General features: G+C 34.5%; 39 protein-coding genes and 1 pseudogene. 5 read left to right on the top strand and 35 right to left on the bottom strand.

The window, feature by feature from the left end:
• Positions 1-274: 274 nt before the first annotated feature.
• The 5 genes and pseudogenes from recO to DKM50_06190 all read left to right on the top strand — a co-directional run bounded on the left by recO (position 275) and on the right by DKM50_06190 (position 4,969).
• Positions 275-772 (top strand): annotated as a pseudogene (gene recO, locus DKM50_06170) (DNA repair protein RecO).
• A 5-nt stretch (positions 773-777) separates the two neighbouring features.
• Positions 778-1,983, top strand: a complete 1,206-nt coding sequence (locus tag DKM50_06175) for a hypothetical protein (protein ID PZM79767.1) — start codon at positions 778-780, stop codon at positions 1,981-1,983.
• A gap of 6 nt (positions 1,984-1,989) precedes the next feature.
• Positions 1,990-3,132, top strand: coding sequence for a glycosyltransferase family 4 protein (locus DKM50_06180; GenBank protein PZM79768.1), 1,143 nt, complete (start codon positions 1,990-1,992; stop codon positions 3,130-3,132).
• A gap of 14 nt (positions 3,133-3,146) precedes the next feature.
• Positions 3,147-4,157 (top strand): glycosyltransferase family 1 protein, encoded by a 1,011-nt coding sequence (locus DKM50_06185; protein ID PZM79769.1) that lies wholly within the window; start codon positions 3,147-3,149, stop codon positions 4,155-4,157.
• 44 nt (positions 4,158-4,201) lie between these two features.
• A complete protein-coding gene (locus DKM50_06190) occupies positions 4,202-4,969 on the top strand; it encodes a hypothetical protein (protein PZM79770.1) in 768 nt (255 codons plus the stop codon).
• Between the two features lie 19 nt (positions 4,970-4,988).
• Here the strand turns inward: DKM50_06190 and DKM50_06195 are convergent, their stop codons facing one another.
• From DKM50_06195 to tuf, 35 genes are all read right to left on the bottom strand, one after another.
• A complete protein-coding gene (locus tag DKM50_06195; protein PZM79771.1) occupies positions 4,989-6,155 on the bottom strand; it encodes a 3-phosphoglycerate dehydrogenase in 1,167 nt (388 codons plus the stop codon).
• A 16-nt stretch (positions 6,156-6,171) separates the two neighbouring features.
• On the bottom strand, positions 6,172-7,257 hold the full coding sequence (locus DKM50_06200; GenBank protein ID PZM79772.1) for a 3-phosphoserine/phosphohydroxythreonine aminotransferase: 1,086 nt from the start codon (positions 7,255-7,257) through the stop codon (positions 6,172-6,174).
• Between the two features lie 209 nt (positions 7,258-7,466).
• Positions 7,467-7,904 (bottom strand): 30S ribosomal protein S9, encoded by a 438-nt coding sequence (locus tag DKM50_06205; GenBank protein PZM79773.1) that lies wholly within the window; start codon positions 7,902-7,904, stop codon positions 7,467-7,469.
• Between the two features lie 33 nt (positions 7,905-7,937).
• Positions 7,938-8,375, bottom strand: a complete 438-nt coding sequence (locus DKM50_06210) for a 50S ribosomal protein L13 (protein ID PZM79774.1) — start codon at positions 8,373-8,375, stop codon at positions 7,938-7,940.
• A 19-nt stretch (positions 8,376-8,394) separates the two neighbouring features.
• The gene (locus DKM50_06215; GenBank protein PZM79775.1) at positions 8,395-9,162 is read right to left on the bottom strand and encodes a tRNA pseudouridine(38-40) synthase TruA; all 768 of its coding nucleotides are present in this window, start codon (positions 9,160-9,162) and stop codon (positions 8,395-8,397) included.
• 2 nt (positions 9,163-9,164) lie between these two features.
• Positions 9,165-9,521, bottom strand: a complete 357-nt coding sequence (locus DKM50_06220) for a 50S ribosomal protein L17 (GenBank protein ID PZM79776.1) — start codon at positions 9,519-9,521, stop codon at positions 9,165-9,167.
• Between the two features lie 12 nt (positions 9,522-9,533).
• A complete protein-coding gene (locus DKM50_06225) occupies positions 9,534-10,493 on the bottom strand; it encodes a DNA-directed RNA polymerase subunit alpha (protein ID PZM79777.1) in 960 nt (319 codons plus the stop codon).
• A 13-nt stretch (positions 10,494-10,506) separates the two neighbouring features.
• Positions 10,507-11,127, bottom strand: coding sequence for a 30S ribosomal protein S4 (locus tag DKM50_06230; protein ID PZM79778.1), 621 nt, complete (start codon positions 11,125-11,127; stop codon positions 10,507-10,509).
• Between the two features lie 22 nt (positions 11,128-11,149).
• Positions 11,150-11,542, bottom strand: coding sequence for a 30S ribosomal protein S11 (locus DKM50_06235; GenBank protein PZM79779.1), 393 nt, complete (start codon positions 11,540-11,542; stop codon positions 11,150-11,152).
• A 41-nt stretch (positions 11,543-11,583) separates the two neighbouring features.
• On the bottom strand, positions 11,584-11,964 hold the full coding sequence (locus DKM50_06240) for a 30S ribosomal protein S13 (GenBank protein PZM79780.1): 381 nt from the start codon (positions 11,962-11,964) through the stop codon (positions 11,584-11,586).
• A gap of 11 nt (positions 11,965-11,975) precedes the next feature.
• Positions 11,976-12,089, bottom strand: coding sequence for a 50S ribosomal protein L36 (locus tag DKM50_06245; protein ID PZM79781.1), 114 nt, complete (start codon positions 12,087-12,089; stop codon positions 11,976-11,978).
• 21 nt (positions 12,090-12,110) lie between these two features.
• On the bottom strand, positions 12,111-12,329 hold the full coding sequence (gene infA, locus DKM50_06250) for a translation initiation factor IF-1 (GenBank protein PZM79782.1): 219 nt from the start codon (positions 12,327-12,329) through the stop codon (positions 12,111-12,113).
• Between the two features lie 79 nt (positions 12,330-12,408).
• On the bottom strand, positions 12,409-13,053 hold the full coding sequence (locus DKM50_06255; protein PZM80017.1) for an adenylate kinase: 645 nt from the start codon (positions 13,051-13,053) through the stop codon (positions 12,409-12,411).
• An 18-nt stretch (positions 13,054-13,071) separates the two neighbouring features.
• Entirely contained in the window at positions 13,072-14,328 is a 1,257-nt protein-coding gene (locus tag DKM50_06260) for a preprotein translocase subunit SecY (protein PZM79783.1), read from the bottom strand.
• Entirely contained in the window at positions 14,325-14,774 is a 450-nt protein-coding gene (locus DKM50_06265; protein PZM79784.1) for a 50S ribosomal protein L15, read from the bottom strand. Before DKM50_06265 ends, DKM50_06260 begins: the two co-directional genes overlap by 4 nt.
• An 87-nt stretch (positions 14,775-14,861) precedes the next feature.
• Positions 14,862-15,524: a 30S ribosomal protein S5 gene (locus DKM50_06270; GenBank protein ID PZM80018.1), complete on the bottom strand. Its 663-nt coding sequence runs from the start codon at positions 15,522-15,524 to the stop codon at positions 14,862-14,864.
• 52 nt (positions 15,525-15,576) lie between these two features.
• Entirely contained in the window at positions 15,577-15,912 is a 336-nt protein-coding gene (locus DKM50_06275) for a 50S ribosomal protein L18 (GenBank protein ID PZM79785.1), read from the bottom strand.
• A gap of 18 nt (positions 15,913-15,930) precedes the next feature.
• Positions 15,931-16,470 (bottom strand): 50S ribosomal protein L6, encoded by a 540-nt coding sequence (locus tag DKM50_06280; protein ID PZM79786.1) that lies wholly within the window; start codon positions 16,468-16,470, stop codon positions 15,931-15,933.
• Positions 16,471-16,492: 22 nt separating this feature from the next.
• Positions 16,493-16,891, bottom strand: a complete 399-nt coding sequence (locus DKM50_06285) for a 30S ribosomal protein S8 (protein PZM79787.1) — start codon at positions 16,889-16,891, stop codon at positions 16,493-16,495.
• A 24-nt stretch (positions 16,892-16,915) separates the two neighbouring features.
• The gene (locus DKM50_06290) at positions 16,916-17,098 is read right to left on the bottom strand and encodes a type Z 30S ribosomal protein S14 (GenBank protein ID PZM79788.1); all 183 of its coding nucleotides are present in this window, start codon (positions 17,096-17,098) and stop codon (positions 16,916-16,918) included.
• Positions 17,099-17,129: 31 nt separating this feature from the next.
• Positions 17,130-17,669 (bottom strand): 50S ribosomal protein L5, encoded by a 540-nt coding sequence (locus DKM50_06295; GenBank protein PZM79789.1) that lies wholly within the window; start codon positions 17,667-17,669, stop codon positions 17,130-17,132.
• A 14-nt stretch (positions 17,670-17,683) separates the two neighbouring features.
• Entirely contained in the window at positions 17,684-18,016 is a 333-nt protein-coding gene (locus DKM50_06300) for a 50S ribosomal protein L24 (protein ID PZM79790.1), read from the bottom strand.
• A gap of 14 nt (positions 18,017-18,030) precedes the next feature.
• Positions 18,031-18,399: a 50S ribosomal protein L14 gene (locus DKM50_06305; GenBank protein ID PZM79791.1), complete on the bottom strand. Its 369-nt coding sequence runs from the start codon at positions 18,397-18,399 to the stop codon at positions 18,031-18,033.
• 18 nt (positions 18,400-18,417) lie between these two features.
• Positions 18,418-18,672 (bottom strand): 30S ribosomal protein S17, encoded by a 255-nt coding sequence (locus DKM50_06310; protein ID PZM79792.1) that lies wholly within the window; start codon positions 18,670-18,672, stop codon positions 18,418-18,420.
• Positions 18,673-18,676: 4 nt separating this feature from the next.
• Complete coding sequence (gene rpmC, locus DKM50_06315; GenBank protein PZM79793.1) at positions 18,677-18,877, bottom strand: 50S ribosomal protein L29; 201 nt, start codon at positions 18,875-18,877, stop codon at positions 18,677-18,679.
• 2 nt (positions 18,878-18,879) lie between these two features.
• A complete protein-coding gene (locus DKM50_06320; protein PZM79794.1) occupies positions 18,880-19,296 on the bottom strand; it encodes a 50S ribosomal protein L16 in 417 nt (138 codons plus the stop codon).
• 1 nt (position 19,297) lies between these two features.
• Complete coding sequence (locus tag DKM50_06325; protein ID PZM79795.1) at positions 19,298-19,966, bottom strand: 30S ribosomal protein S3; 669 nt, start codon at positions 19,964-19,966, stop codon at positions 19,298-19,300.
• Positions 19,966-20,307: a 50S ribosomal protein L22 gene (locus DKM50_06330; protein ID PZM79796.1), complete on the bottom strand. Its 342-nt coding sequence runs from the start codon at positions 20,305-20,307 to the stop codon at positions 19,966-19,968. Before DKM50_06330 ends, DKM50_06325 begins: the two co-directional genes overlap by 1 nt.
• Positions 20,308-20,318: 11 nt before the next feature.
• Entirely contained in the window at positions 20,319-20,591 is a 273-nt protein-coding gene (locus DKM50_06335; protein PZM79797.1) for a 30S ribosomal protein S19, read from the bottom strand.
• Between the two features lie 15 nt (positions 20,592-20,606).
• Positions 20,607-21,434 (bottom strand): 50S ribosomal protein L2, encoded by an 828-nt coding sequence (locus DKM50_06340; protein PZM79798.1) that lies wholly within the window; start codon positions 21,432-21,434, stop codon positions 20,607-20,609.
• An 18-nt stretch (positions 21,435-21,452) separates the two neighbouring features.
• On the bottom strand, positions 21,453-21,731 hold the full coding sequence (locus tag DKM50_06345) for a 50S ribosomal protein L23 (GenBank protein PZM79799.1): 279 nt from the start codon (positions 21,729-21,731) through the stop codon (positions 21,453-21,455).
• Complete coding sequence (locus DKM50_06350) at positions 21,728-22,345, bottom strand: 50S ribosomal protein L4 (protein PZM79800.1); 618 nt, start codon at positions 22,343-22,345, stop codon at positions 21,728-21,730. Before DKM50_06350 ends, DKM50_06345 begins: the two co-directional genes overlap by 4 nt.
• A 23-nt stretch (positions 22,346-22,368) precedes the next feature.
• On the bottom strand, positions 22,369-22,998 hold the full coding sequence (locus DKM50_06355; GenBank protein ID PZM79801.1) for a 50S ribosomal protein L3: 630 nt from the start codon (positions 22,996-22,998) through the stop codon (positions 22,369-22,371).
• A 20-nt stretch (positions 22,999-23,018) separates the two neighbouring features.
• Positions 23,019-23,342 (bottom strand): 30S ribosomal protein S10, encoded by a 324-nt coding sequence (locus DKM50_06360; protein ID PZM79802.1) that lies wholly within the window; start codon positions 23,340-23,342, stop codon positions 23,019-23,021.
• A gap of 80 nt (positions 23,343-23,422) precedes the next feature.
• Positions 23,423-24,616 carry an elongation factor Tu gene (gene tuf / locus DKM50_06365; protein ID PZM79803.1) on the bottom strand — a complete coding sequence of 398 codons (1,194 nt, stop codon included), beginning with the start codon at positions 24,614-24,616 and terminating at the stop codon, positions 23,423-23,425.
• Between the last annotated feature and the right edge of the window lie 3 nt (positions 24,617-24,619).

Below are 24,619 nucleotides of genomic sequence, written 5' to 3' on the forward strand. Positions count from 1 at the left end.
TGGAGATGTTTTTTTATGATTACTTGATGCTAGCCTGTTTATTTTTTTAACTCACTAACTATTTCTGTTAACCTTTGCTCTTTATAATTAGAACTACTGTCTAAAAAGCAAGAACTCTTTAAAATAAAATCAAAATATGCTACATTAGGGTACAACTATTTCAGTGTAATGCTAGTATCTACACGAAAGAAGTATGCAATATTATTCGCAATTAATTATTTATTTTTTCATCATCAAGTATTCAGTATATGAAAAATAAATAGTATAAGGTAAAATGTTATATAAAACTGAAGGCATAATTACCAAGATCACCCCATTAGGTGAAGCAGACAAAATAGTTATTATTTATTCAAAGGATTATGGAAAGATACAATCAATAGCTAAAGGCAGCCGAAAAACAAAAAGCAAGTTGTCTGGACGTATAGAATTATTCTGCCGTAACAATTTTATTCTATCTGAAGGAAAGACCTTCGATATAATTAATCAGGCCGATATTATAGAAAATTATTATGATATCCACAAAAACTTCGACAAAATAATACTTGCATCATATATGGCTAGAACAATAAATAAAATAACCTTACCGGCATTGAAATCAACTGAATTATATAATCTTTTAAGCGAACTACTTAAATTATTAACACTTCATACAGACTATGATAAAATAAAAAGATTATTTCAAAAAAAGTTTCTGGAAATTGAAGGATTTGGAACAGGAGACAATATAAATACTGATGATGAATTCGATAAAATTCTCTATAATTATTCGTGACCATTATGCAAAGTTTTAAAGAAGTTTTTAAGACTAAAGATTTTTTACTTCTCTGGTTCTCACAAACGTTCTCACAGCTTGCTGATAGAATGTTGGTGGGAGTATTGCTTCTCCAAGTACATAATCTAACAACAAATAAGCTAGGGTTAGCAATTCCTATGCTCTCATTCGGGATATCCGCACTGATATTCAGCTTAATTGCCGGCGTATATGTTGATAGGTGGAAGAAAAAAATGATTCTGGTCGTATCGAATCTCATAAGAATTGTACTAATATCGATATTTATTTTCCTGCCATTTACAACCAATTCCCTCGTCTATTTATTTATTGTCAGCTTTTTAATCTTTACGGTTGCCCAGTTTTTCCTTCCAGCTGAAACCAGTTCAATTCCCCTTCTTGTTAAGAAGAAAGATCTTACTGCTGCAAACTCGTTATTTATGGTAACCTGGATGGGATCGACAGTAGTTGGATTTGCATTAATCCCGGTCTTGGCGTTCTTCCAGCTAACACTAGAAAATATGTATGTCTTTACCGCGATATTTTATGCAATAGCCGCAATTATTGCGTCATTAATGCATTTCCCGGAATATTCAACTTGTGCAGAACACAGCTATCAACAAATAATAAAAGACCTTACCTTAGGGTTGGAATTCATTAGAAGAAATTTCATTGTAAGAATAACTCTATTTAACCTTTTTGTAGCTACAACGGTCCTGGCGATATTAAGTGAATTGGCAATAGATTTTGTAGCCTCTATTATAGGCATTCAAAAAACATATTTCGGCTACTTTATTGCATTATCAGGAGTTGGAATGTTTTTTGGAATAATTACCATAAATATTTTCAATGAACTAAAAAGAGGAATACTAATTTCCATCGGATTCTTGATAACCGGCATTATTTTAATATTTCTATCGTATACCAATACAGTTATTATGGCTTTAGTACTCATTTTCTTTCTTGGCGTAGGTAACGGATATATTACTATTCCGATTCAAACAACGATCCAGGCAAAAACACCAAAGCATGTTCGAGGAAGAGTTTTTGGGATACAAAACATGATTGTTAACTCAGCATTTACCATTCCGGTAGTTATTGGTGGCTATCTTGCTAACATTTTGAGCACTTCCATGGTATTCTACTCATTAGGGATCCTAGTACTGATTGTCGGTCTAATAAATGTTATAATTCCGAAAGCAAGGACTCTTTAATTAACGATGCGAATAGCAATATTCACCGATACCTATAAACCCCAGATTAACGGAGTTGTAACTTCCATAGAAATTTTTCGAAAAGAACTTGAAAAAAAAGGGCACAAAGTGTTTATTTTTGCGCCGATGCTCCCAGGTGAGAACAAAAGGCTGAAGCGAGTTTTTAGATTTAATTCGGTTACATATCCATTCCAACGGGAACACAGACTGGTCTTCCCATACTCTCGAATACTCAACAAATTCGACCGGCTAAAAATAGACATTATTCATAGCCAAACACCGTTTTCCATGGGTTTACTTGCGGCTTATCTCAGCAAAAAATATAAAATACCCCTTGTGCACACCTACCATACCTTGTTCACTGAATATCTCCATTACATTAAACTTGAAGGCGAAGTTTTTAAAAATGTTGTCAAATGGGCTAGTAAACGATATTGCAATCTATGTGACCTGATTATCGTTCCTTCAGCTAAAATATTGGAGGAACTAAAAGAATACGGGGTTGCTTCACCGATAGAAATAATCCCAACCGGAATAGAATCCATAGATACTTCCTTGCTTGTGAAAGCAGACGCATTGAAAGAGCAATACAATATCCCGACCAATCGAAGGCTCTTATGTTTTGTTGGCCGACTTGGCAAAGAAAAAAACATAGAATTTCTTATTAATGCCATGCCAAGTATATTGATCTCCGTAAAAAATACCCAGCTCATTATTGTTGGGGATGGTCCTGAAAAAATTCCCCTCCAGAAATTGGCAAAAAAGCTTCAGATACAAGATAATATTACGTTTACAGGCTATGTCGACCGGAAAATTGTTTTTAGTATAGTGAGAATGTCAGATATCTTTATCTTCGCCTCTACGACAGAAACGCAGGGCTTGGTCCTTATTGAAGCTATGTCGATGAGAACACCTGTGGTTGCTGTTGACGCGATGGGTGTATCAGATGTTCTGCAAGGTAACTACGGGGGCATCTTAACCCCGGATAACGTCTCTAAGTTTTCAGATAAAATAGTTGACCTGCTGCAAAACCCAGTCCTTCTGGAGCAAAAATCAGAGGAAGCAACACATCGCGCTGATGAATGGTCCGCAGAAAATATGACAGAAAAATTATTAAAGTGCTACAATAGTATAATAATATCTCATTAGGGAGGGAAAAGCGTATGAAACTCAATCTTATTGCAGAAAAGTTTATTGGTACTGCGAACGGTGTATATACCGCCTACCTGGAGTCTGTCGAATCTATTAAAAAAATTAATGACATAGAACTTACCGTCAATGGCAAAGGTGACAACTATGACGTAGTTCATTCTCATACTATTGGCTTTGAATATATCCTGAAATCATTCAAGTATAAAAACAAATTACTTGTTTCAGCACATGTCGTTCCAGATTCATTCATTGGAAGCCTCATTCTCAGCGAACTCTGGCGGCCTATGGCAAAGTGGTATCTGAAATACGTTTACAGCAGGGCTAGAATGATAATAGCTGTATCTCCCGTTGTTAAGACTGAGCTAGAGAAAATCGGAATCAAAACTGAGATTAACGTTCTCTGTAACAGCGTAAACCGAGTAAAATTTAAAGCTGATAATGAATCACGAGACAAGTTCAGACAGAAGCTTAATATTAAAAAAGAAGACTTCGTTGTCCTATGCGTTGGACAGATACAGCCAAGAAAAGGTATTTATGATTTTCTAGAAGCGGCAAAAAACCTTAAAGACATAATTTTTGTATGGGTTGGAGGCCGTCCATACGGAAAACTAACTGCAGATTTCAATAGTTTAACTACAGCGGTTGAAAATGCTCCTAAAAATGTCATTTTTACCGGAGCTGTCGATTTCGATGATATGCCAAGCTATTACGCCATGGCTGATGTTTACTTCATGCCATCATTTCAAGAGAATTTTGCTTTTGCAACGATCGAGGCAAGCTCGGTCAAGCTCCCGCTCGTTCTTAGAGATAATGTCGAGTATCCTAGCTCATTGTTTACTCATTATCTAAAAGGTAAAAACGCAACTGATTTTACTGAAATTATTAAGAAACTTTTCGGTGACAGAGAGTTCTTTAAAAAATGGCAGATAGAATCCGACACTCTTGCATCGAAATACGAGATAAGCAGTTATATGAAACAACTGGTCAGCTACTATAAAAAAGTAGCGGACGAAAATAAGTAATAATATTTCAGACAGAATTGTATCAACCAATTGAACTGCCACTTATGAATCAGCAGAACTTAAGTCTGTATGCAACCAGCGTTATTTTTGAAAAATGTCAGCTTAACTGTCCATTTTGCGCTGCAAATCCTAACCCGCCAGACAATGAGATTCAAATACCAAACGCACCGCAATCTTCAATAATACCAAAATTTCCGATTATTAACCTTATTGGTGGGGATCCGCTCTTATCACCGCATCTGCCCCAAATATTAGATACTCTCCTTAAAAGAAAACGAATTGTCAACATATTTACACCACTATTAATGCTACCAGATAATATTTCATCTTTGCTAAATACCAATGTTTTTGCCTATTTCTTAAGCTTTGACGAAAATGAGCATGACGAAATGGTAGGAAAGAAAGATGCCTACAAAAAGCTTTTAACAAACATAGATCAACTTAAATCCTGTGGTATACAGCCTATTGTTTATTACTTCACGACAAAATTCAACGTTAGTTATTTACCGGAGGTATCCGCGTATTGTAAAAAGAACAAATTATTTCTATGGTTAGAAATAGTTAATAATTTCTGTATAGAGCACCGATTTATAGCTGAAGAAAAAAAGGCTATCAACTATTTTACAAAAAATCTACATACAGGAAGTAATAGTTCAAGCTTCCTGAAGGATAGGATGACATGTTCTTTTGCGCCAAACTTACTATCGAAAAAGAACCAATTTAGATTTCTATTATTTCTTGGACAGATTTTATTAGACTATCGAAAGGTAAATTATTTCAAGAAATATAAGCCCGCATCAAGCGGGCTATAATTGATAAATAATAGTAATGCTAAATATTTCTTACACTAATAACACCATTGATTGAACGTAAGCTAGAAACAACCTCTTCAGGTACCTTTCCTTCGACGTCTACCATTGTATAGGCAATCTCATTTCGGCTTTTATTTATCATTTCAATAATATTAAATTTTGCGTCAGCTAATATGGTTGATATCTGACCAACCATGGCAGGTATATTTTTGTTAGAAATAACCAGTCGAGATCCACCAGTAGATCTTTCTAAATAACAAGTTGGGAAGTTAACCGAATTAATAATATTTCCATTTTCTAAAAAATCCATTACTTGATCGACAACCATAACAGCACAGTTATCTTCAGCTTCCTGCGTGGAAGCTCCTAGATGAGGAATACAAATAATTCCAGGAACATTCAATAAATCATCTGAAGGGAAATCAGTAACATAACAACCAACAATTCCATCTTTAATCGCAACTTTCAGGTCATTGTTATTAACAATTTCTGATCTGGAAAAGTTCATTATTTTTACACCTTTTTTCATCAGTGCAAATTTTTCTCTGTTTAATATACTCTTAGTATCATCAGTCAAAGGCATATGGACTGAAATAATATCGGAATTAGCTAATAGGCTATCAAGTCCAGCTGCTTTCTTAACTTTACTTGAAAGCTGCCACGCTTTATCAACAGAAATAAACGGATCATAACCAAGTACATTCATTCCAAGTTCAATGGCATCATTTGCAACTATTGTACCAATGGCACCAAGGCCAATTAGTCCTAATGTTTTTCCTTTGATTTCATTCCCACCGAACTGTTCTTTGTTTTTTTCAACAATCTTCGTGACTTCGGCACCTTGGTCTTCGAGCGTTTTGCCCCAATTTATCCCGTCAACAATTTTTCTTGAAGCTAAGAACATACCACACAAAACTAGTTCTTTTACTGCGTTAGCATTCGCTCCCGGAGTATTAAAGACTACAATACCTTTGTCGGTACAGCGACTAACTGGAATGTTGTTAACTCCTGCGCCAGCCCGTCCTATAACCTTTAAATTAGCATTAAACTCCATATCATTCATTTTAAAACTTCTTACCAACACTGCATCAGGGTTACTAAATTCTGATGCTATTTCGTAAGTGTCTGGGGACATTCTCAGTATACCTAAAGATGAAATCTTATTAAGGGTCTGTATCTTAAACATTCAATAGCACCTTTCTCTATTTATTATTTTTGTCAAATTCATTAATAAACTCAACTAAGGCTTTGATCCCTTCCATTGGCATAGCATTGTAAATACTCGCTCTCATCCCACCAACCGATCGATGACCTCTTAATGTTGTCAAACCGCAAGCTGCAGCTTCTTTAATAAACTTTTCCTCAAGGTCCTTCTCTGGAAGCACAAAAGGAATATTCATTATTGAGCGATGTGCTGGGTTCGGGACTGTCAATTTAAAAAGACTAGACGTTTCAATTGCGCCATAGAGCATTTTTGCCTTCTCATTATTAATTTTAGCTATCGACTTAACTCCGCCTTTGTTTTTTATCCATTCAAATACTAATTTGGCAATGTAAATAGCATAAGTTGGAGGAGTGTTATAGAGCGAATTTGTTTCAACATGCGTTTGGTAATTAAACATCGTCGGTGTTATTTCTAAGGCATTTCCAATTAAATCATCTCTAATTATAACAATCGTAACACCAGCAGGTCCAATATTCTTCTGTGCACCTGCATAAATAAGACCAAATTTTTTAACATCAATTTCTTCCGACAGAATATTAGACGACATATCTGCAACAACAGGTACGTCTCCAGTTTCAGGGACGTCCCTCATAACAGTACCATAAATGGTATTATTTGTTGTGATATGAAAGTATGCTGCTTCCGAATCAAAGTTTGACTTATCTATTGGCGGTATATAATTAAAGTTTTTATCTTTAGATGAAGCAACTATATTTATTTCCCCATATCGCTTTGCTTCCTGAATAGCCTTTTTAGCCCATTCTCCCGTAAGGATATAATCTGCTTTTCTGACCTTTCCAAATAAGTTGAGAGGGATCATTGAGAATTGTGATGAGGCTCCACCTTGTAAAAATAAAACCTTATAGTTTGCAGGAATGTTCATGATTTCTCGAAGTAAAGATTCGGCTTGATTAATTATAGCCTCAAATGGTTTTGAACGGTGTGACATTTCCAATACTGACATACCAGATCCACTATAATCAACCATTTCATTTGCTGCCTGTTCCAAAACTTCTAACGGAAGCATAGCTGGCCCTGCGCTAAAGTTATATATTCTTGACATATGATTCCCCTCTTTAAATATATTGTGATTTTTGTAACAATTTAATTTTAAATCTTAATTATTTATTTGTCAATTTAGCAATTTGTTGGAAAAGTTTAGTATGCACTGACATCTTCTATATCTATTTACCGATGAACAATAATATTAATAATAAATGAAAAAAGACGTTCCTTCGAGCGCCTTTTTCATGTTGAATCTTATATATAATTTTATCTTTTTCTATATTGAAAGCCTTTTCTAGCTTTTTTACGACCATACTTTTTAGGTTCTTTTTCGCGTGGATCTCGAGTTACTAATCCTTCTCGCTTCAACATTTTTCTGAAATCAGGATTCACGGTTAATAATGCTCGTGTAATTCCATGTCTTATAGCTCCAGCTTGTCCAGCCATTCCACCACCTTTTACAAAGGCAATAACATCATAGCTATTCATGTTATTCGTTATCTTTAATGGTAATTTTAGATTTTCCGCTAACATCTCTCGAACTATATAATCGTTAACAGGTTTATCATTTACGCTGATATTACCTTTTCCCTGTAATATCCATACTCTTGCAACAGAACTTTTTCTTCTGCCAGTACCATAATATTTTACTTTATGAGCACTTCCCTCTTTATTATCCACTTTTTTTAATAATTTTTCACTCATCAGGCTCTCCCTTCAACTCTCACCAAAAATTCGTTATAGTTCAATCATTTGTGGTTTTTGTGCAGTATAACAATGATTTTCTCCAGCACATACTTTTAACTTCTTAAGCATCTTACTTCCAATAGGACTTTTCGGCAGCATCCCCTTTACAGCTATCATAAGAATGTTTTCAGGATGTTTCTTTCTCATCGTTATTAAAGATTCTGTCTTTATTCCGCCGGCATAACCTGTATAACGGTGATACATTTTATCTGTTTCTTTTCTCCCGGTAACGCTTATCTTTTCTGCATTTATTACTACGACATAATCACCTGTGTCCATAGATGGTGTAAATTCAGGCTTATTTTTACCCCGAAGAATAGTTGCAACTTGTGATGCTAATCTTCCAAGAGTTTTTCCTTTTGCATCAACCAGATACCATTTTTTATCTACGCTATCCGGTTTTGCTGAAAATGTTTTTGTATTTCTCATTTAAAATTCCCTTCCTCTATCAATAAGTTACTTTTGTTAAGTATAATCCATTAGCTGGTGCCATTTTTCCGGCTAATTTCCTATTTTTACTCTCTAAAATTTCTAAGAAATTGTGCTTATCCTCTTGTCCCGTTGCTACCCTTACTATATTTGCTACTATTATTCTTACCATATTATACAAAAAAGCATTCGCTTCCACTGTTAATTCATATAATTGAAAATTACCTTTACTAAAGATCCAATTAAACTCGTTAACTTTCTGAATACTGCAATTATATATTGTTTTTACTGTTGTTGCTGCACTTGATCCCGAACTCATAAATGCATTAAAGTCTTTTGTTCCCATAAGGTTACTACATAGTTCTGCGGCGATTTTTAAATCAAATAAATTATCAAGTTTCCAACAAAATCTGTCAATACCAGGAAATTCACAATTGCCCTTGTAGAATAAATACCGATATTCTCTTCTCTTCGCATCGATTCTTGCGTTAAATGCACTCCTCACTTGCTGAGCATCTACTATTCTAATATCAAATGGCAACCTTTTATTCATTAATTCAGGAATCTTAATTACTGGAATTTTTGTATCAATACTAAAGTTAACCACCTGGCCGATTGCGTGAACTCCTGCATCGGTCCTTCCTGATCCACAAACATTTATTTTTTTTTCAAATATCTTCGTTATACACTCTTCTAATACATTTTGTATCGTATTAGACCATCTCGTCTGTCTTTGAAAACCCCTATAGCTAGTTCCGTCATAACTAACAATAAGCTTTACATTCATACTTAATCTTTTATTAGTTCTATAACTGCCATTTGAGTAGCATCGCCTTGTCTAAGTCTTGTTTTTGTTATTCGAATATAGCCACCATTTCTATCTTTATAATTAATGCTTACTTCATCAAATATTTTTTTCACTGATTCCTTGTGAGGAATTATTTTTAAAACATTTCGAATAGACGATACGCTTTTATTTTTTCCTAACGTAATAACTCTTTCTGCCATTTTAATAGCTTCACGAGCTTTTGCTTCAGTCGTCTCAATTTTACCATACTGAATCAATGATATAACCAAGTTCCTCAATAAAGCTATTCTTTGATCTGTCGGTCTTCCAAGTTTTGTAATACCTTTCCTGTGCCTCATACGAATACTCCTTTAAATTTCATTCATCTCTTCATTAGATTCATCTTTTAGCTTATACCCATATTGAGCTAATTTTTCATTAATTTCATCAGCTGACTTTTTACCAAAGTTTTTAATCTGCATCAAATCTTTCATATCTTTTTCAAGAAGCTCTCTTACAGTATTAATCCCTGCTTTTTTTAAACAATTTGATGATCTAGCAGATAATTCCAAATCTTCAATGGTTAAGTCTAAAGTACCGGCTTTTGCTTCCTCCGCTTTTTCTTCTAGAGGAATGGCATCTTGAGGCTTTTTATTATATTCTATAAACATTTTGAAATTATCGATTAAGAGTTCAGCACTATCTTTAATTGCTTTTTCAGGCGATATACTGCCATTGGTCCATATTTCTAGTACTAATTTATCAAAATCAGTCTGCTTCCCAACTCTAGTGTTCTGAACATCGATATTCACCTTCTTGACCGGTGAAAAATCCGAGTCAATCGGGATAACATTTATAGACTGACTTGCATTTTTATTACCCTCGGCAGGAACGTATCCCTTACCCTTTTCAACCCACAATTTAACATTAAACTTAGCGGTTTCATTAAGCGTTGCAATATGTTGTTCTGGATTAATAATTTCAATTTCATCATCATGTTCTATATCTTTTGCAGTTACGTCAGTTTTTCCCTTTACGCTTATCGTCAATTCTTTGGCAGTATCAGAGTGCGATTTTACAATAATTCCCTTAATATTTAAAATTATGTCAAGGGTATCCTCTACGACACCTTTTATCTGTTCATATTCATGACTTACGCCTTCAATCTGAATTGCAGTTATGGACGCACCTTCCAAAGAAGACAAAAGTATTCTTCTTAAAGAGTTTCCAAGCGTTATACCATATCCTTTTTCTAAAGGCTCTGCTATGAACTTACCATAATTTGGTGCTTCCGAAAAAAATTTTACCCAGGACTGTTTTCCCACTCTAATATTCCTCCTTAAATTATCTCGAATAATATTCTACGATAAGTCTTTCGTTAACTGGCACATCCATTTCTACTCTCACTGGTTCTTTCGTAATAATTCCCTCTTGTTTACTAATGTCAAACGCTAGCCAATTTGCTAATTTTTTCTTGCTAATTGATTCAAGAGCACCCAAAAACTGAGGTTTGCTTTTTTCATTAATTGAGATAACAAATTTTTCTTTAAGTTCATAAGAAGGTATATCCACTTTAACATTATTAATCATGAAATGCCCATGCCTTATTAATGTTCTAGCTTGATTATGAGAACTTGCCAAGCCAAGCCTTGTTATTACATTATCAAACCTTAGCTCTAATGATCTTAGAAAATTCTCTCCCTTAATGCCTTTTTTAAGAACTGCTCTATCATACATATTTTTGAACTGTTTCTCTGACAATCCATAAAATCTTTTTGCTTTTTGTTTCTCACGCAACCTTATTCCATATTCAGATTGCTTCTTTCTTACTGCAGCAGACTTTCCTGGTGGAAATGCTCTTTTTACAACCGAACACTTAGGAGATTCACATCGACTTCCTTTTAAAAAAAGCTTTTCTCCTTCTCTTCGGCACAATTTACATACTGGTCCTAAATATCTTCCCATTAATATCTCCTTTCAAAAACCATTAAACTCTTCTTCTTTTTGGTGGCCTACATCCATTATGCGGTATAGGCGTTACATCTTTGATCGACATTATTTCTATCCCTGAAGCTTGTATCGCACGGATTGCAGTCTCTCGACCTGCACCAGGACCTTTAACAAGCACATCTACAGCTTTTACTCCCAATTCTCTTGCTTTCTCAGATGCAAGTTCAGCTGCTGACTGTGCGGCAAATGGAGTTCCTTTTTTTGTACCTTTAAACCCAACAGTACCAGCACTTCCCCATGAAATTACATTTCCATTCATATCGGTTATCGAGATAATAGTGTTATTAAATGTGGATTTAATAGTTGCGATACCTGTGGTTACAACTTTTTTTATTTTTTTCTTTTTTACTTTTACAGTTTTCTCAGCCATTCCATTTCTCCTTTTTGCTCAAATCAGTTATCAGTCCTCATTTACTTCTTAGCTACTTTCTTCTTTCCAGCAACTGTTTTTCTCTTACCAGCCCTGCGTGTTCGAGCATTTGTTTTAGTTCTTTGACCTCTGGAAGGTAAATTCTTCTTATGCCTTTGCCCTCTATAGCTGCCTATTTCAATAAGACGTTTTATGTTCATCGACACATCGCGTCTTAAATCACCCTCAATTTTATATTCACTAACAGCTTCTCGAAGTTTTACAGCTTCATTTTCTGTTAAATCCTTAACCCTAAGATCTGGATTAATTCCTTTATCTCTTAATATCTTTTGGCTTGTTCTTACACCAATCCCATATATATAGGTTAGTGCTATTTCAATTCGCTTATCCCTTGGAAGGTCTACACCAGCTATTCTCGCCACAATCTTTCCTCCTACCCTTGTCTTTGTTTATGCTTAGGATTTTCACATATTACACGTAATACTCCGTGCCTTCTCAACATTTTACATTTTGTACAAATTTTTTTTACTGAAGCTCTTACTTTCATTTTTACACCACCATAATAAAATCATTTAATTCTATAGGTTATTCTGCCTTTAGTTAAATCATAAGGTGACAACTCTATCTTTACTCTATCCCCTAATAACACTCTAATAAAGTTCTTTCTTATCTTCCCTGACACATGAGCTAGTATTACTTGTCCTGTATCAAGTTCTACCCTAAACATTGCGTTAGGCATAGTCTCTACAATCTTTCCTTCAACTTCAATTATATCTTTTTTCATTATTTATCTCTTAATTCATTAAATATATTCTTATGACGAGGTAGAATTGTATCAGCTTTTTTTATTATTTGCAAATGAAAATTTATAGTTTTAATTTATTTACAATATTTGTAAATATCTCATCTATGTCTTTTTCACCATCGATACTTGCAAGCATTTTATTTTTATCATAATACTCTATTAATGGTTCGGTCTGAGATTCAAAGGTATTATATCTACCAATAACAACTTCAGTTTTATCATCTTCTCGAACAATTAATTCAGCCCCATCTACATCACACAAATTATCCTGTTTTGGCTTATTAAATATTTTATGATAAGATTTGCCACACGTTGGACAGGTAAGTCTTCCTGCCATTCTTTTTACTATCTCATCAAGACTAACATCTATATAAACAACTTTATCTAACTTTATTCCAATTTCTTCCAAAATATTGTCGAGGCTCTTAGCCTGAGGTATTGTCCGAGGGAATCCATCTAGTATAAAGCCTGTAATTGAATTAATTGATTGAAGCTTTTCCTTCATCATGTCAATAATAATATTATCAGGAACTAACTTTCCATTATCGATGTAATCCTTCGCTTTAATTCCTAATTCTGAATTACTTCTTATTGCTTCCCTCAAAATGTCGCCAGTTGCTATATGCAAGCAACCAGTCATATCTTTTAATTTCTTAGCCTGGGTTCCTTTTCCAGAACCCGGAGCACCTATTAAAATTATCTTTATTGACATATTGGATCCTTTCTACTCAAGCATACCATCATACTGCCTTGTTACGAAATGTGTTTCTATCTGTTTCATTAAATCTATTGCGACTCCAACCATAATCAAGAGTGCCGTTCCACCTAAACCAATAAAACTTGTTACATTGGTAATATTAGCAGCTAACATAGGAGTTATTGCTATGATCGATAAAAAAACGGCGCCAACCAATGTCAGTCTGCTAATTATTTTTTCAAGATAATCAGCGGTTGCTCTTCCAGGTCTTACACCTACGATGAAGCCTCCATACTTTTTAATATTGTCAGCAAGCTCTACTGGGTTAAATGTAATTGCAGTATAAAAATAGGTAAAAAAGAATATTAACCCTGCAAAAAACAACATATAAAGTGCACCACCAGGATTAAACCAGTCCGAAAGAAACCTTAACGGAGAAATAAACTGTGCTAAAGTTGCAGGAAATGCCAAAACGGAAGAAGCGAATATTATAGGAATCACGCCCCCTTGATTAATACGCAAAGGTATATATGTATTTTGTCCACCATGTTCTTTGCGGCCTACAATTCGCTTAGTATACTGAACAGGAATCTTTCTCTGCCCTTCTTGTACTATAATTATCCCGACGATAACTGCGCAAAAAATTAGTAATAGAAAAACAACACTAACAATACTTGCGCCACCAAGAACTAAGCTATAAGTACTAAGAATATAAGAGGGAATCATAGAAATTATTCCAACAAAAATAATAATCGACGCACCATTTCCAATACCTCTCTCAGTTATCAACTCACCTAACCACATTACTAGGGAAGTACCAGCAACAAGCGAAAAAACAGAAGTAAACATAAACACGGAAAAACTAGTATCAGGTGATAATATTGACCGAAATCCAGCTGACATCGCAAGTGCTTGTAAAAAGGCTAACACTATGGCTAAATATCGAGTATACTGTTGTACTTTTTTTCTACCTAATTCCCCTTCTTCCATCATTTCTTTTAGTTGAGGGGTTACAACTGTGAGTAACTGCATTATTATTGAAGCATTTATATAAGGAATTATTCCTAATGCAAATATTGAAAACCTTCTTAAAGAGCCGCCAGAAAACAAATCGACAAATCCAAAAAAACCACCCTGACCAAACAAATTATCCAAAGCGGTTTGATCAACTCCTGCTATAGGTATATGTGATCCAATTCGATATACTATGACTATTAATAAAGAAAAGAAAACACGATTTCTTAATTCCTTAATTCTAAACAAATTTTTTATATTAGATATCATTTCAAAATTTCAACCTTTGCACTTACCTTGTCTAATTTTTCTAAAGCTGTCTTACTAAACTTGTGTGCCTTAATTGAAAGTTTTGTATTAATTTCACCGTTACCCAAAATCTTTAATAATTTGTAATTGTTATTCACCATCTTAATATCTTTCAGATACTCAATTGTAATTTCTGCACCCGCTGGTAAATCAACCAAGTCAGCTAGATTAACAATTGCGTAATCCTTTTTTGAAATATTATTAAACCCTCTACTTTTCGGTACCCGTCTATACAAGGGAGTCTGTCCGCCTTCAAATCCTGGCCTTGTTGATGATCCAGATCGACTCATCTGACCCTTATGTCCTCGGCCTGCAGTTCCTCCGGTGCCTGACGAATTTCCTCTACCTACACGTTTCCTGTTTTTTTTTGATTTTTCTGCAGGTTTCAAATCTTCTAATCTAACCATTTTACGTGATCTCCTTTATATATTACTTATATAGTAATATTCTTTTTATCTGTTATCAGGCGATGAATAATATATTACTATCTGAAACTATTCTTCTATAGCTGTTTCCACAACTGGTACATTTGTAGTTTCTCGAACTTCCGTCCTCTTTGTTTTTTCTTCAATTTTTTCATGTTTTCTTGTTTCTCGTTCGTCTTCTCGTTTAACGGTTTCCTGTTGAGGCTTAAAGGTTGTAATTTTATCATCACCAACATATTTAATTGATATTTCCTTGCCTCTTAAATTTGCAATTTCTTGCGCATTTTTTAATTTTAATAATCCATCAAGAGTAGCTCTTGCAGAATTAATTGCATTTCCCGAACCTTGCGATTTAGCTACTATATTTTTTATTCCAGCTAATTCAAGAATTATTCGAACTACACCCCCAGCAATAACACCGGTTCCTTTAGGCGCAGGTTTAAGAAAAACTTTTGAGGCATTAAACTCTCCTGTTATTTCGTGCGGTATTGTTTCACCAGTTACATTTATACCGAATATTCCTTTTTTAGCTGAATCTATAGCTTTTTTAATTGCACTTGGAACCTCAGTCGCTTTTCCAATCCCAACTCCAACGCCACCATTCTGATCGCCAACTATTACCGTAGCCCTGAAAGCTAAACGTTTCCCACCTTTAACTACCTTATTAACTCTTTTTATCTGAACTACTTTTTCGATTGTTTCTGCAGCTAATTCTTTTTTAACTTTTGCCATAATATTTTGTTTCATTAATACAGTGTCTCCTTCCAACGCTCATCTTAATTATTTAAAAATCCAGTCCGCCTTTTCGTGCTGCATCAGCAAGGGCTTTAATTTTTCCATGATAAATATAATCTCTTCTATCAAAAATTACTTTAGTTACTCCAGCTTTGACTGCTCTCTCAGCTAAAGCAATTCCTATTTTTTCAGCACCCTCAATATTAGATTGATATTTATTAAGATCTTTTTCGTTAGTTGAAGCAGACGCTAATGTTATTCCTTTTTCATCATCTACAATTTGTGCGCCAATATTTTTTACACCTCTATATACGCACAACCTTGGCTTTTCAGAACTTCCAAATATATTTTTTGCACGTAATGATTTCTTTTTTTTGTATACCATCACTAAAACCTACCCTTTCTATTTTTTACCTGCCTTGCCAGCTTTTCTTCGAATAACTTCATTAGCATACTTTATCCCTTTGCCTTTGTATGGTTCAGGGGGTCTCAACTCTCTAATTTCTGCTGCTACCTGTCCAACTTTTGCTTTATCAATTCCAACTATTTTAAACTTAGTATCATTTTCTATAACAAATTCTATACCAATTTGTTCAGGATAATCTATCTGATGCGAATATCCTAATGATAATAATAATCCTTTACCTTTTTTCTGTACTTTATATCCAACGCCATTAATTTCTAAAGCTTTTTCAAAACCTTCGCTAACACCTTTTACCATATTCGCAATTAATGCTCTATATAAACCATGTAAAGCTTTTACTTTTTTCAGATCACTTGTACGAGATACGATAATTTTGTTATCTTCTTGCGTAACTACTATCAAAGGACTTACCTCAAGCCGCATCTCACCCTTTTCCCCTTTTACAGTTACAATCGTATTTTCAATACTAATGCTTATTCCGTTTTTGATCTCAATTGGGTTTCTACCAATTCTAGACATCGTTATTAGTCCCCTTTCACTCTTACCATACTTTGCAAATTAACTCTCCACCAACATTACCGATTCGCGCATTTTTACCAGTCATAACACCCTTGTTAGTAGATAATATAGAGATACCTAAACCATTCAAAACTTTAGGAATATCATCTTTATTCACATAAACTCTTTTGCCAGGCTTGCTTATTCTGTCGATACCATCAATAATCTTTTCATTATTAGGACCGTACTTTAAAATTACTTTTAAAAACTTTTTATTATCATTCACTTTGTGTTCATACTTCTTTATAAAGCCTTCTTCTTTTAATACTTTAATTATTTCAAGTTTAATCTTCGACGTTGGGAACTCAACGCTCTCATGTCTCTCTTTAATAGCATTTCTTACTCTTGTTAACATATCTGCAATTGGATCAGTCAAACTCATTTAAAATTCCTCCATTATCATAACTTACCACGATGATTTTTTTACGCCAGGTAGCTTACCTGCATGTGCTAATTCTCTAAAATGTATTCTACATAGACCAAAATGTCTTAAAAAACCTTTTGGCCTACCACAGATTTTACATCTATTATGAGCTCTTACATCAAATTTAGGATCTTCTTTTCTATGTAATAAACATTTTCTCGTCACGTCGTGCACTCCTCTGTTAAATATTTCTTAATTATTTTCTAAAAGGCATTCCAATTATTCTAAGTAATTCATAAGCCTCTTCATCACTTTTTGCTGAAGTTGTTATTGTGATATTCATTCCTCGAACTTTATCAATTTTATCTAATCTTACCTCAGGAAAAATTATCTGTTCTTTTAAACCCATAGTATAATTACCTTTACCGTCAAATGCTTTGGACGATATCCCACGAAAATCTCTTATCTTAGGAAGCGAAACATTTATTAATTTACTAATAAATTCATACATCCTTTTACCACGCAAAGTAACTTTTACGCCAATTGGCATACCTTGTCGCAATTTAAAATTAGAAATACTTTTTTTCGCCTTTGTAATAATAGGACGCTGACCTGTAATATTCATTATTTCTGCAACGGAATCTTCAACAGCTTTAGAGTTAGTTACTGCTTCTCCCAACCCTCTATTAATTGTAATTTTTTTTATTACCGGAACTTCCATTACATTAGTATAGTTATATTTTTCTTTCATACCTTTTTTTATCATGTCTTTATATATTTTTTCAATACTATCCACAGAACTAATACCTCCTAGGCTTTATCAATAATTTCTCTACATTTTTTACAGCTTCTTACTCTCTCTCCATTTATTACTTTTGATTTATCAACTCGAGTAATCTCTTTACATGATGGGCACAATAAAGCTACATTACTAATATCAATCGCAGCAGGCTTATCAACTATACCACCCTGAAAAGTTTGACTTCGTTTCATATGCCGTTTAATCATATTTATCTTTTCAACAATTATTTTTTTATCATTTAATACTTGCAAAACTTTACCGACTTTGCCATTATCTTTTCCGCTAATAACCTTTATTTCGTCATTCTTTTTAATATTTTTCACAGCATTGTTCCTCCGTATGCTTAAAGTTCATCTTAAATCACTTCTGGTGCTAAAGAAACTATTTTCATAAAGTTTTTATCTCTCAATTCTCTTGCCACAGGTCCAAATATTCTCGTACCTTTTGGGTTTCCTTGCTGATTAATAATAACAGCTGCATTATCATCAAATCTTATGAGTGATCCATCACTTCTTTTAATTTCTTTACATGTCCTAACTACAACAGCTCTAACTACTTCACTACGCTTTACTCCCATATTAGGATTTGCTTTTTTAACAACTCCAATAATAATATCTCCCACATACGCATATCTTCGTCTAGTTCCCCCAAGTACCTTCATGCATAGTATTTCTTTTGCTCCAGAATTGTCTGCAACGGTTAATCTCGTCTCTGTCTGTATCATTGCATAAACCTCACTTTTTTATGATTCTTTACCTATAATCTCAGTAACTCTCCATCTTTTATCTTTACTTAATGGCCTAGTTTCAACAATTTTTACCTTATCCCCAATTTTACAAGTATTTGCTTCATCATGTGCCTTAAAAGAAGCGTTTCTTTTTATAATTTTTTTGTATTTAGGATGTGTTATTAGCGTATTAACAACTACTACAACGGTTTTATCCATCTTGTTACTTTTAACGACGCCTATTCGTTCTTTTCTATTATTTCGTTCCAAGGTACTAATCCTCCCTATTCATCATTTTAAGTACGGTATTGATTCTAGCTATCTCTTTCTTTGTCTTCTTAATAATAGAAGTGTCTTTTAACTGACTTGCAGCCAGTTTAAACTTCATTATAATAAGTTCTTTATATCTTTCTTCAAGTTTAATCTTTAGTTCCTTATTGTCACTTTTCAATAAATCATTTATTACAGTTGTCATTTCTAAAACTCCTCAGTACCTTTTATAAACTTAGTTTTTACTGGTAACTTATGAGATGCTAAGCGCATTGCTTCTTCAGCTAGATCCTTCTTAATTCCAGATAACTCAAATAACACTTTACCTCTTTTAACAACAGCTACCCAATACTCCGGAGCACCTTTACCTTTTCCCATTCGGGTCTCTGCTGGAATTTTTGTAACCGCTTTATCAGGGAAAATTCTTATCCATAATTTTCCACCTCTCTTAATATACCTAGTGATTGCCCGTCTTGCAGCTTCTATTTGTTTGCTTGTTATCCAAGCATTTTCTTCACTTTGCAAACCATATTCACCAAAGTCAATATCGGTCCCACCCTTTGCAATCCCTAATCTTCTACCTCTATGTGGTTTTCTGTATTTTACTTTCTTGGGCATTAACATATTAAATAGCCTCCTCGATTAAAACTTCTTCAACTTTGCCCTTTTCTTTGATAATATCACCTTTGTATACCCATACTTTAACACCTATTTTTCCATATACTGTATGAGCTTCAGCTAAGGCATAATCAATATCAGCTCTAAATGTCTGCAAAGGCACTCTTCCTTCTCTATACCATTCTCGTCTTGCAATTTCGGCTCCAGCTAATCTTCCTGAACAACAAACTTTAATTCCTAGTGCACCGGCATTAAGAGCCACATTTACGATTTGTTTCATTGCTCTTCTAAAAGCTACCCGTCGCTCTAATTGTATTGTTAAGCTCTGAGATAATAAAGCTGCATTTAACTCAGCTTTTTCCTGCTCTTTGATGTTTAAAGCAACCTTTTGTTGAATTTTTGCCTCAATTTGATCCTTGATTTTACTTGATTCCTGACCACCTTTACCAATTATCAAGCCTGGTCTCGCACAATATATATCTATCTCAACTTGCTTAGCTCTTCTTTTAATCCGAATAGAAGCTATTCCTGCTTTTTTTAAGTGTTTTTTTATGAACTCGCGAATTGTATAGTCTTCCAATATCAACTTATTATATTTCTTATCAGCATACCAGACACTATCCCACTCTTTATTGATTCCTAATCTAATTCCTACCGGGTTAACTTTCTGCCCCATTATTTTACCTCCCTAGACTTAACAGCTATCGTAATATTACTAGTTCGTTTCAATATAGCACCGGCACTGCCTCGAGCCATAGGTTGAAATCGTTTCATACGCAATCCTTCACCTACGATGGCTTGCGAAATTACCAAATTACCAACTGTTAGATCTGCATTATTCTTTGCGTTTGCTACGGCAGATTTCAATGTCTTTAAAACTACTCGTGCTGCAGCATGGGGAAGTAATTTTAATATATTCATACTTACAGATACTTCCTTATTTCTTATTACGGCCAGTACTCTATTAACTTTTCTTGGCGATATTCTTAAATACTTTGCTTTTGCAACTACTTCCATAGCTTAACCCCTTATTCTTTTACTTTAGATTTTGCATGACCACGATAGGTCCTAGTATGAGAAAATTCACCTAATTTATGGCCAACCATATTGTCTGATACAAACACCGGTATATGCTTCTTTCCATTATGAACCGCAAATGTTAGACCAATCATGTCTGGTATCACTGTCGATCTCCTCGACCATGTCTTTATAATTTTCTTTTCTCCACTTTGTTGCATATCTTTGACTTTTTTAATCAAATGATCATCAACAAAAGGTCCTTTTTTTACTGATCGTCCCATAGCACGCCTCCTACATTATTTACGTCGTCTAATTATTAATTTTGAACTAAGTTTTTTTGGTTTTCGTGTTTTCAAACCAAGGGCTGGTTTACCAGCAGGAGTACAAGGACTTGGCCTGCCAATTGGACAGCAGCCTTCGCCTCCTCCATGTGGATGATCAACTGGGTTCATTGCTGAGCCCCGAACTTGCGGTCGCTTACCTAACCATCTATTTCTTCCAGCTTTTCCTATTTTAATATTTCTTTGATCTAAATTTCCTATTTGCCCCATAGTTGCCCTACATTCTAACCGGACAAGGCGTTGCTCTCCAGAGGTTAACTTAATTACAGCATAGTCTCCTTCTTTAGCCATTAACTGCGCTGACGCACCTGCACTTCTTACTAATTGACCGCCCTTACCAGCAGACAATTCAATATTATGAATTATTGAACCAGCGGGTATATTTTTTAAAGGCAATGTATTACCTACTTTAATTTCCACGTTATCGCCACTCATTAATATTTCATTCACACCTAATCCTAGTGGAGCTAAAATATAACGTTTTTCGCCATCAACATAATTTAATAATGCAATTCTTGCAGTTCTATTTGGATCATATTCAATACTTACTACCTTAGCAGGTATGTTATCCTTATCTCTTTTAAAATCAATCAATCTATAACTTCTTTTGTTTCCACCGCCTTGATGTCTAACAGTTATTTTTCCTTGATTATTTCTACCAGCACGATTTGGTTTTTTTATTAATAACTGGCTACATGGCTCAGTTGTAGTTATCTCATCATAATTCGAGATTACCTTGGCACGTGTTCCTGGGCTTGTTGGCCTAAATTTCTTGACTCCCATTATATATATCTCCTCTTATTAAAATAACTCTTCGTACTCTTTAATCTTTTCATCATTCTTTAATACCACTATTGCCTTTTTCCAATCATTTGTTCTTCCAATACTTTTGCCAGTTCTTTTAAATTTCCCCAATACATTAACGGTGTTGACTTTATCAACCTTCACACCGAAAGTCTTTTCAATTTCTTGCTTAATTTGAACCTTATTTGCATCAGTTCTAACCTTAAAGCAAAGCTTGCCATTCTCTTTCTGTAGAGACGTTTTCTCCGTTATTAATGGTTTAATTATACAACTCATTTTGTTAGCTCCTTATCAATAGTTGAAAGTGCTTCACTATCTATACAAATATTCTTAAATTTCAATAATTCGTATACATTAATTTCATTAGGTCTTATTACTTTTATTCCAGCTATATTATTGGTTGCTCTAGCTAAATTGTCACTAACCATATTCATTATTATCAATGAATTATTAATATCTGCCTTTTTCATCAACTTTATTGCTTCATTCGTTTTTGGATTTGAAATTTCAAATCCTCTAACAACTAAAGTTTCGGTTCTTTTAGCAGATAATGCCATTTTCAAAGCTAGCCGTTTAACTTTCTTATTTATCTTTTTCACAAAATCACGTGGAGTTGGTCCAAAAATAACGCCACCTCCTCGCCATAGCGGAGATCGAGTAGAACCTGCCCTTGCTCTTCCGGTTCCTTTTTGTTTCCAAGGTTTTCTCCCGCCACCAGAAACATCAGACCTATTTTTTGTATTAGCACTTCCAGTTCGTCCACCGGCTAAATATGCTTCCACAACTTGATGCATTACTTCATTTTTTACGACCACATCAAAGATATCAGAATTTACTTCTATCATGTCTTTCTGGTCTTTTTTAAAATCATATACTTGCAATATAACCACTTTATTTACCTCCGCCTTGAACCTTAAGCTGTTACAGTTACCACACTATTTTTCTTACCTGGAACTGACCCCATTACTAATATTACATTATCTTCTGGCATTATCTTAACTATTTTTATTCTCTTTACAGTAACATTTCTGTCACCCATATGCCCATACATCTTCTTACCCTTCAATACCCTTGACTGCCCACTTCCTGCACCAATTGATCCAGGTATCCTGTGATTTTTCGAACCATGAGCCATTGGTCCCACATTAAAATGCCATCTTTTCACTGTTCCTTGAAATCCTTTTCCTATTGATACACCATGAATATCTACTACATCGTTTTCTTGAAACACATTTACATTAATCAAATCGCCTTCATTATATTTAGAAATATCTTTTACTTTAAATTCTTTAAATATTTTTAATTTCGCATCAATTTTATGACTTGCAAGATGACCTTCTATAGGTTTGCTTAAATTCTTCACTTTCCTTGCTTCGAAACCTATTTGAAGAGCATCATAGCCTTCTTTTTTTACATTTTTTTTCTGTACTATAACACAAGGCCCAGCTTCTATTACAGTTACAGAAATACGGTTACCCTCTTCATCGAAAATCTGAGTCATACCTATTTTTTTTCCTATAATAAATTTTTCATTATCTTTCATTGTTCTACACCTTAATTAATTTATTTCAACTTTATTTCAATATCTACACCAGCTGGCAGGTCTAATTTCATTAAAGCATCAACTGTTGATACCGGTGGATCCACTATATCAATTAATCTCTTATGTGTTCTAATTTCAAAATGCTCTCCACCTCTTTTATTCACGTGCGGTGATTTAAGTACCGTCCATATCTTTTTGTCTGTCGGTAATGGCACCGGACCTACTACTTTTGCTCCAGAACGCTCTGCTGTTCCGACAATCTTCATTGCTGATTGATCTAATATATTATGATCAAACGACTTTAATCTAATCCTGATTCTTTGTTTTGCCTTTTGTACTACCATTCTATAAAACCTTCCCTACTTGAAAGTTAACATTATAATCCACCAATATAATGTATTGGTGGATTATATGTCATTTAATATTATGCTATTATTGACGTTACAACACCAGCGCCTACTGTTCTACCGCCTTCTCTTATCGCGAACCTTGATCCCTCTTCAATTGCTACTGGCACAATCATTTCAACGTCCATATTAATGTTATCGCCAGGCATTACCATTTCCACTCCAGCAGGAAACGTTATTGCTCCTGTAACATCAGTTGTCCTCATATAAAATTGAGGTCTATATCCTGGGAAAAATGGCGTATGTCTTCCGCCTTCTTCTTTTTTTAATACATATACTTCCGCTTTAAACTTTGTATGCGGCTTAATACTCCCTGGTTTTGCCAGTACCATTCCTCTTTCTAAATCTTCCTTATTAACGCCTCTTAGCAATGCCCCGATGTTATCGCCAGCCATTCCTTCATCCAATGACTTTCTAAACATTTCAACACCAGTTACAGTTGCTTTTCTTGTCTCAGTAGACATCCCAACTATCTCGATTTCTTCGCCAACCTTAACTTTACCTCGTTCAATTCTTCCTGTTCCTACAGTACCTCGTCCTGTAATGCTGAACACATCTTCAACTGGCATTAAAAACGGCTTATCAATATCTCTTTCAGGTGTAGGTATATAAGAATCAATTGCTTCCATAAGCTCAAAAATACATTTTGTTGCTGTAACATCTTCCGGATTCTCGAGTGCCTTTAATGCACTTCCTTTAATTATTGGAATATCATCTCCAGGGAAATCATACTTACTTAATAATTCTCTAACTTCCATTTCTACCAATTCTATTAATTCAGGATCATCAACCATATCAACTTTATTCATGAACACCACTATATAAGGAACATTTACTTGCTTTGCTAACAAAATGTGCTCTCTTGTTTGTGGCATTGGACCGTCAGCAGCTGATACAACCAATATTGCACCGTCCATTTGAGCTGCACCAGTTATCATATTCTTTACATAATCTGCGTGACCTGGACAATCAACGTGTGCGTAATGTCGACTAGGTGTTTCATATTCTACGTGCGCAGTTGCTATAGTGATACCTCGTTCTCTTTCTTCAGGCGCACTATCGATTTCATCAAATTTTTTAGCAGTCGCTTGACCCTTCTTTGCCAATACAAAGGTAATCGCAGCGGTCAATGTTGTTTTACCATGATCAACGTGTCCTATTGTACCAACATTAACGTGTGGCTTGTTCCTTTCAAATTTTGCTCTTGCCATTTT

This window comes from Candidatus Margulisiibacteriota bacterium (genome assembly GCA_003242895.1).
Taxonomy (GTDB): domain Bacteria; phylum Margulisbacteria; class Riflemargulisbacteria; order GWF2-39-127; family GWF2-39-127; genus GWF2-39-127.

What these genes read in the sequence shown, in the direction of transcription:
- DKM50_06220 (PZM79776.1), bottom strand. Translation starts at nt 9,521, where the DNA reads ATGAGGCACAGGAAAGGTATTACAAAACTTGGAAGACCGACAGATCAA.
- DKM50_06265 (PZM79784.1), bottom strand. Translation starts at nt 14,774, where the DNA reads ATGGTTAGATTAGAAGATTTGAAACCTGCAGAAAAATCAAAAAAAAAC.
- DKM50_06260 (PZM79783.1), bottom strand. Translation starts at nt 14,328, where the DNA reads ATGATATCTAATATAAAAAATTTGTTTAGAATTAAGGAATTAAGAAAT.
- DKM50_06200 (PZM79772.1), bottom strand. Translation starts at nt 7,257, where the DNA reads ATGTCAAGAATATATAACTTTAGCGCAGGGCCAGCTATGCTTCCGTTA.
- DKM50_06210 (PZM79774.1), bottom strand. Translation starts at nt 8,375, where the DNA reads ATGAGAAATACAAAAACATTTTCAGCAAAACCGGATAGCGTAGATAAA.
- DKM50_06320 (PZM79794.1), bottom strand. Translation starts at nt 19,296, where the DNA reads ATGTTAATGCCCAAGAAAGTAAAATACAGAAAACCACATAGAGGTAGA.
- DKM50_06215 (PZM79775.1), bottom strand. Translation starts at nt 9,162, where the DNA reads ATGAATGTAAAGCTTATTGTTAGTTATGACGGAACTAGCTATAGGGGT.
- DKM50_06175 (PZM79767.1), top strand. Translation starts at nt 778, where the DNA reads ATGCAAAGTTTTAAAGAAGTTTTTAAGACTAAAGATTTTTTACTTCTC.
- DKM50_06330 (PZM79796.1), bottom strand. Translation starts at nt 20,307, where the DNA reads ATGGAAGTAGTTGCAAAAGCAAAGTATTTAAGAATATCGCCAAGAAAA.
- DKM50_06325 (PZM79795.1), bottom strand. Translation starts at nt 19,966, where the DNA reads ATGGGGCAGAAAGTTAACCCGGTAGGAATTAGATTAGGAATCAATAAA.
- DKM50_06340 (PZM79798.1), bottom strand. Translation starts at nt 21,434, where the DNA reads ATGGGAGTCAAGAAATTTAGGCCAACAAGCCCAGGAACACGTGCCAAG.
- DKM50_06355 (PZM79801.1), bottom strand. Translation starts at nt 22,998, where the DNA reads ATGAAAGATAATGAAAAATTTATTATAGGAAAAAAAATAGGTATGACT.
- DKM50_06360 (PZM79802.1), bottom strand. Translation starts at nt 23,342, where the DNA reads ATGGTAGTACAAAAGGCAAAACAAAGAATCAGGATTAGATTAAAGTCG.
- DKM50_06245 (PZM79781.1), bottom strand. Translation starts at nt 12,089, where the DNA reads ATGAAAGTAAGAGCTTCAGTAAAAAAAATTTGTACAAAATGTAAAATG.
- DKM50_06195 (PZM79771.1), bottom strand. Translation starts at nt 6,155, where the DNA reads ATGTTTAAGATACAGACCCTTAATAAGATTTCATCTTTAGGTATACTG.
- DKM50_06235 (PZM79779.1), bottom strand. Translation starts at nt 11,542, where the DNA reads ATGGCTGAGAAAACTGTAAAAGTAAAAAAGAAAAAAATAAAAAAAGTT.
- DKM50_06335 (PZM79797.1), bottom strand. Translation starts at nt 20,591, where the DNA reads ATGGGACGATCAGTAAAAAAAGGACCTTTTGTTGATGATCATTTGATT.
- DKM50_06185 (PZM79769.1), top strand. Translation starts at nt 3,147, where the DNA reads ATGAAACTCAATCTTATTGCAGAAAAGTTTATTGGTACTGCGAACGGT.
- DKM50_06270 (PZM80018.1), bottom strand. Translation starts at nt 15,524, where the DNA reads ATGGCAAAAGTTAAAAAAGAATTAGCTGCAGAAACAATCGAAAAAGTA.
- DKM50_06345 (PZM79799.1), bottom strand. Translation starts at nt 21,731, where the DNA reads ATGAGTTGTATAATTAAACCATTAATAACGGAGAAAACGTCTCTACAG.
- DKM50_06190 (PZM79770.1), top strand. Translation starts at nt 4,202, where the DNA reads ATGAATCAGCAGAACTTAAGTCTGTATGCAACCAGCGTTATTTTTGAA.
- DKM50_06275 (PZM79785.1), bottom strand. Translation starts at nt 15,912, where the DNA reads ATGGTATACAAAAAAAAGAAATCATTACGTGCAAAAAATATATTTGGA.
- rpmC (PZM79793.1), bottom strand. Translation starts at nt 18,877, where the DNA reads ATGACAACTGTAATAAATGATTTATTGAAAAGTGACAATAAGGAACTA.
- tuf (PZM79803.1), bottom strand. Translation starts at nt 24,616, where the DNA reads ATGGCAAGAGCAAAATTTGAAAGGAACAAGCCACACGTTAATGTTGGT.
- DKM50_06230 (PZM79778.1), bottom strand. Translation starts at nt 11,127, where the DNA reads ATGGGAAGATATTTAGGACCAGTATGTAAATTGTGCCGAAGAGAAGGA.
- DKM50_06285 (PZM79787.1), bottom strand. Translation starts at nt 16,891, where the DNA reads ATGAGTTTGACTGATCCAATTGCAGATATGTTAACAAGAGTAAGAAAT.
- DKM50_06180 (PZM79768.1), top strand. Translation starts at nt 1,990, where the DNA reads ATGCGAATAGCAATATTCACCGATACCTATAAACCCCAGATTAACGGA.
- DKM50_06305 (PZM79791.1), bottom strand. Translation starts at nt 18,399, where the DNA reads ATGATACAGACAGAGACGAGATTAACCGTTGCAGACAATTCTGGAGCA.
- DKM50_06205 (PZM79773.1), bottom strand. Translation starts at nt 7,904, where the DNA reads ATGAGTGAAAAATTATTAAAAAAAGTGGATAATAAAGAGGGAAGTGCT.
- DKM50_06280 (PZM79786.1), bottom strand. Translation starts at nt 16,470, where the DNA reads ATGTCTAGAATTGGTAGAAACCCAATTGAGATCAAAAACGGAATAAGC.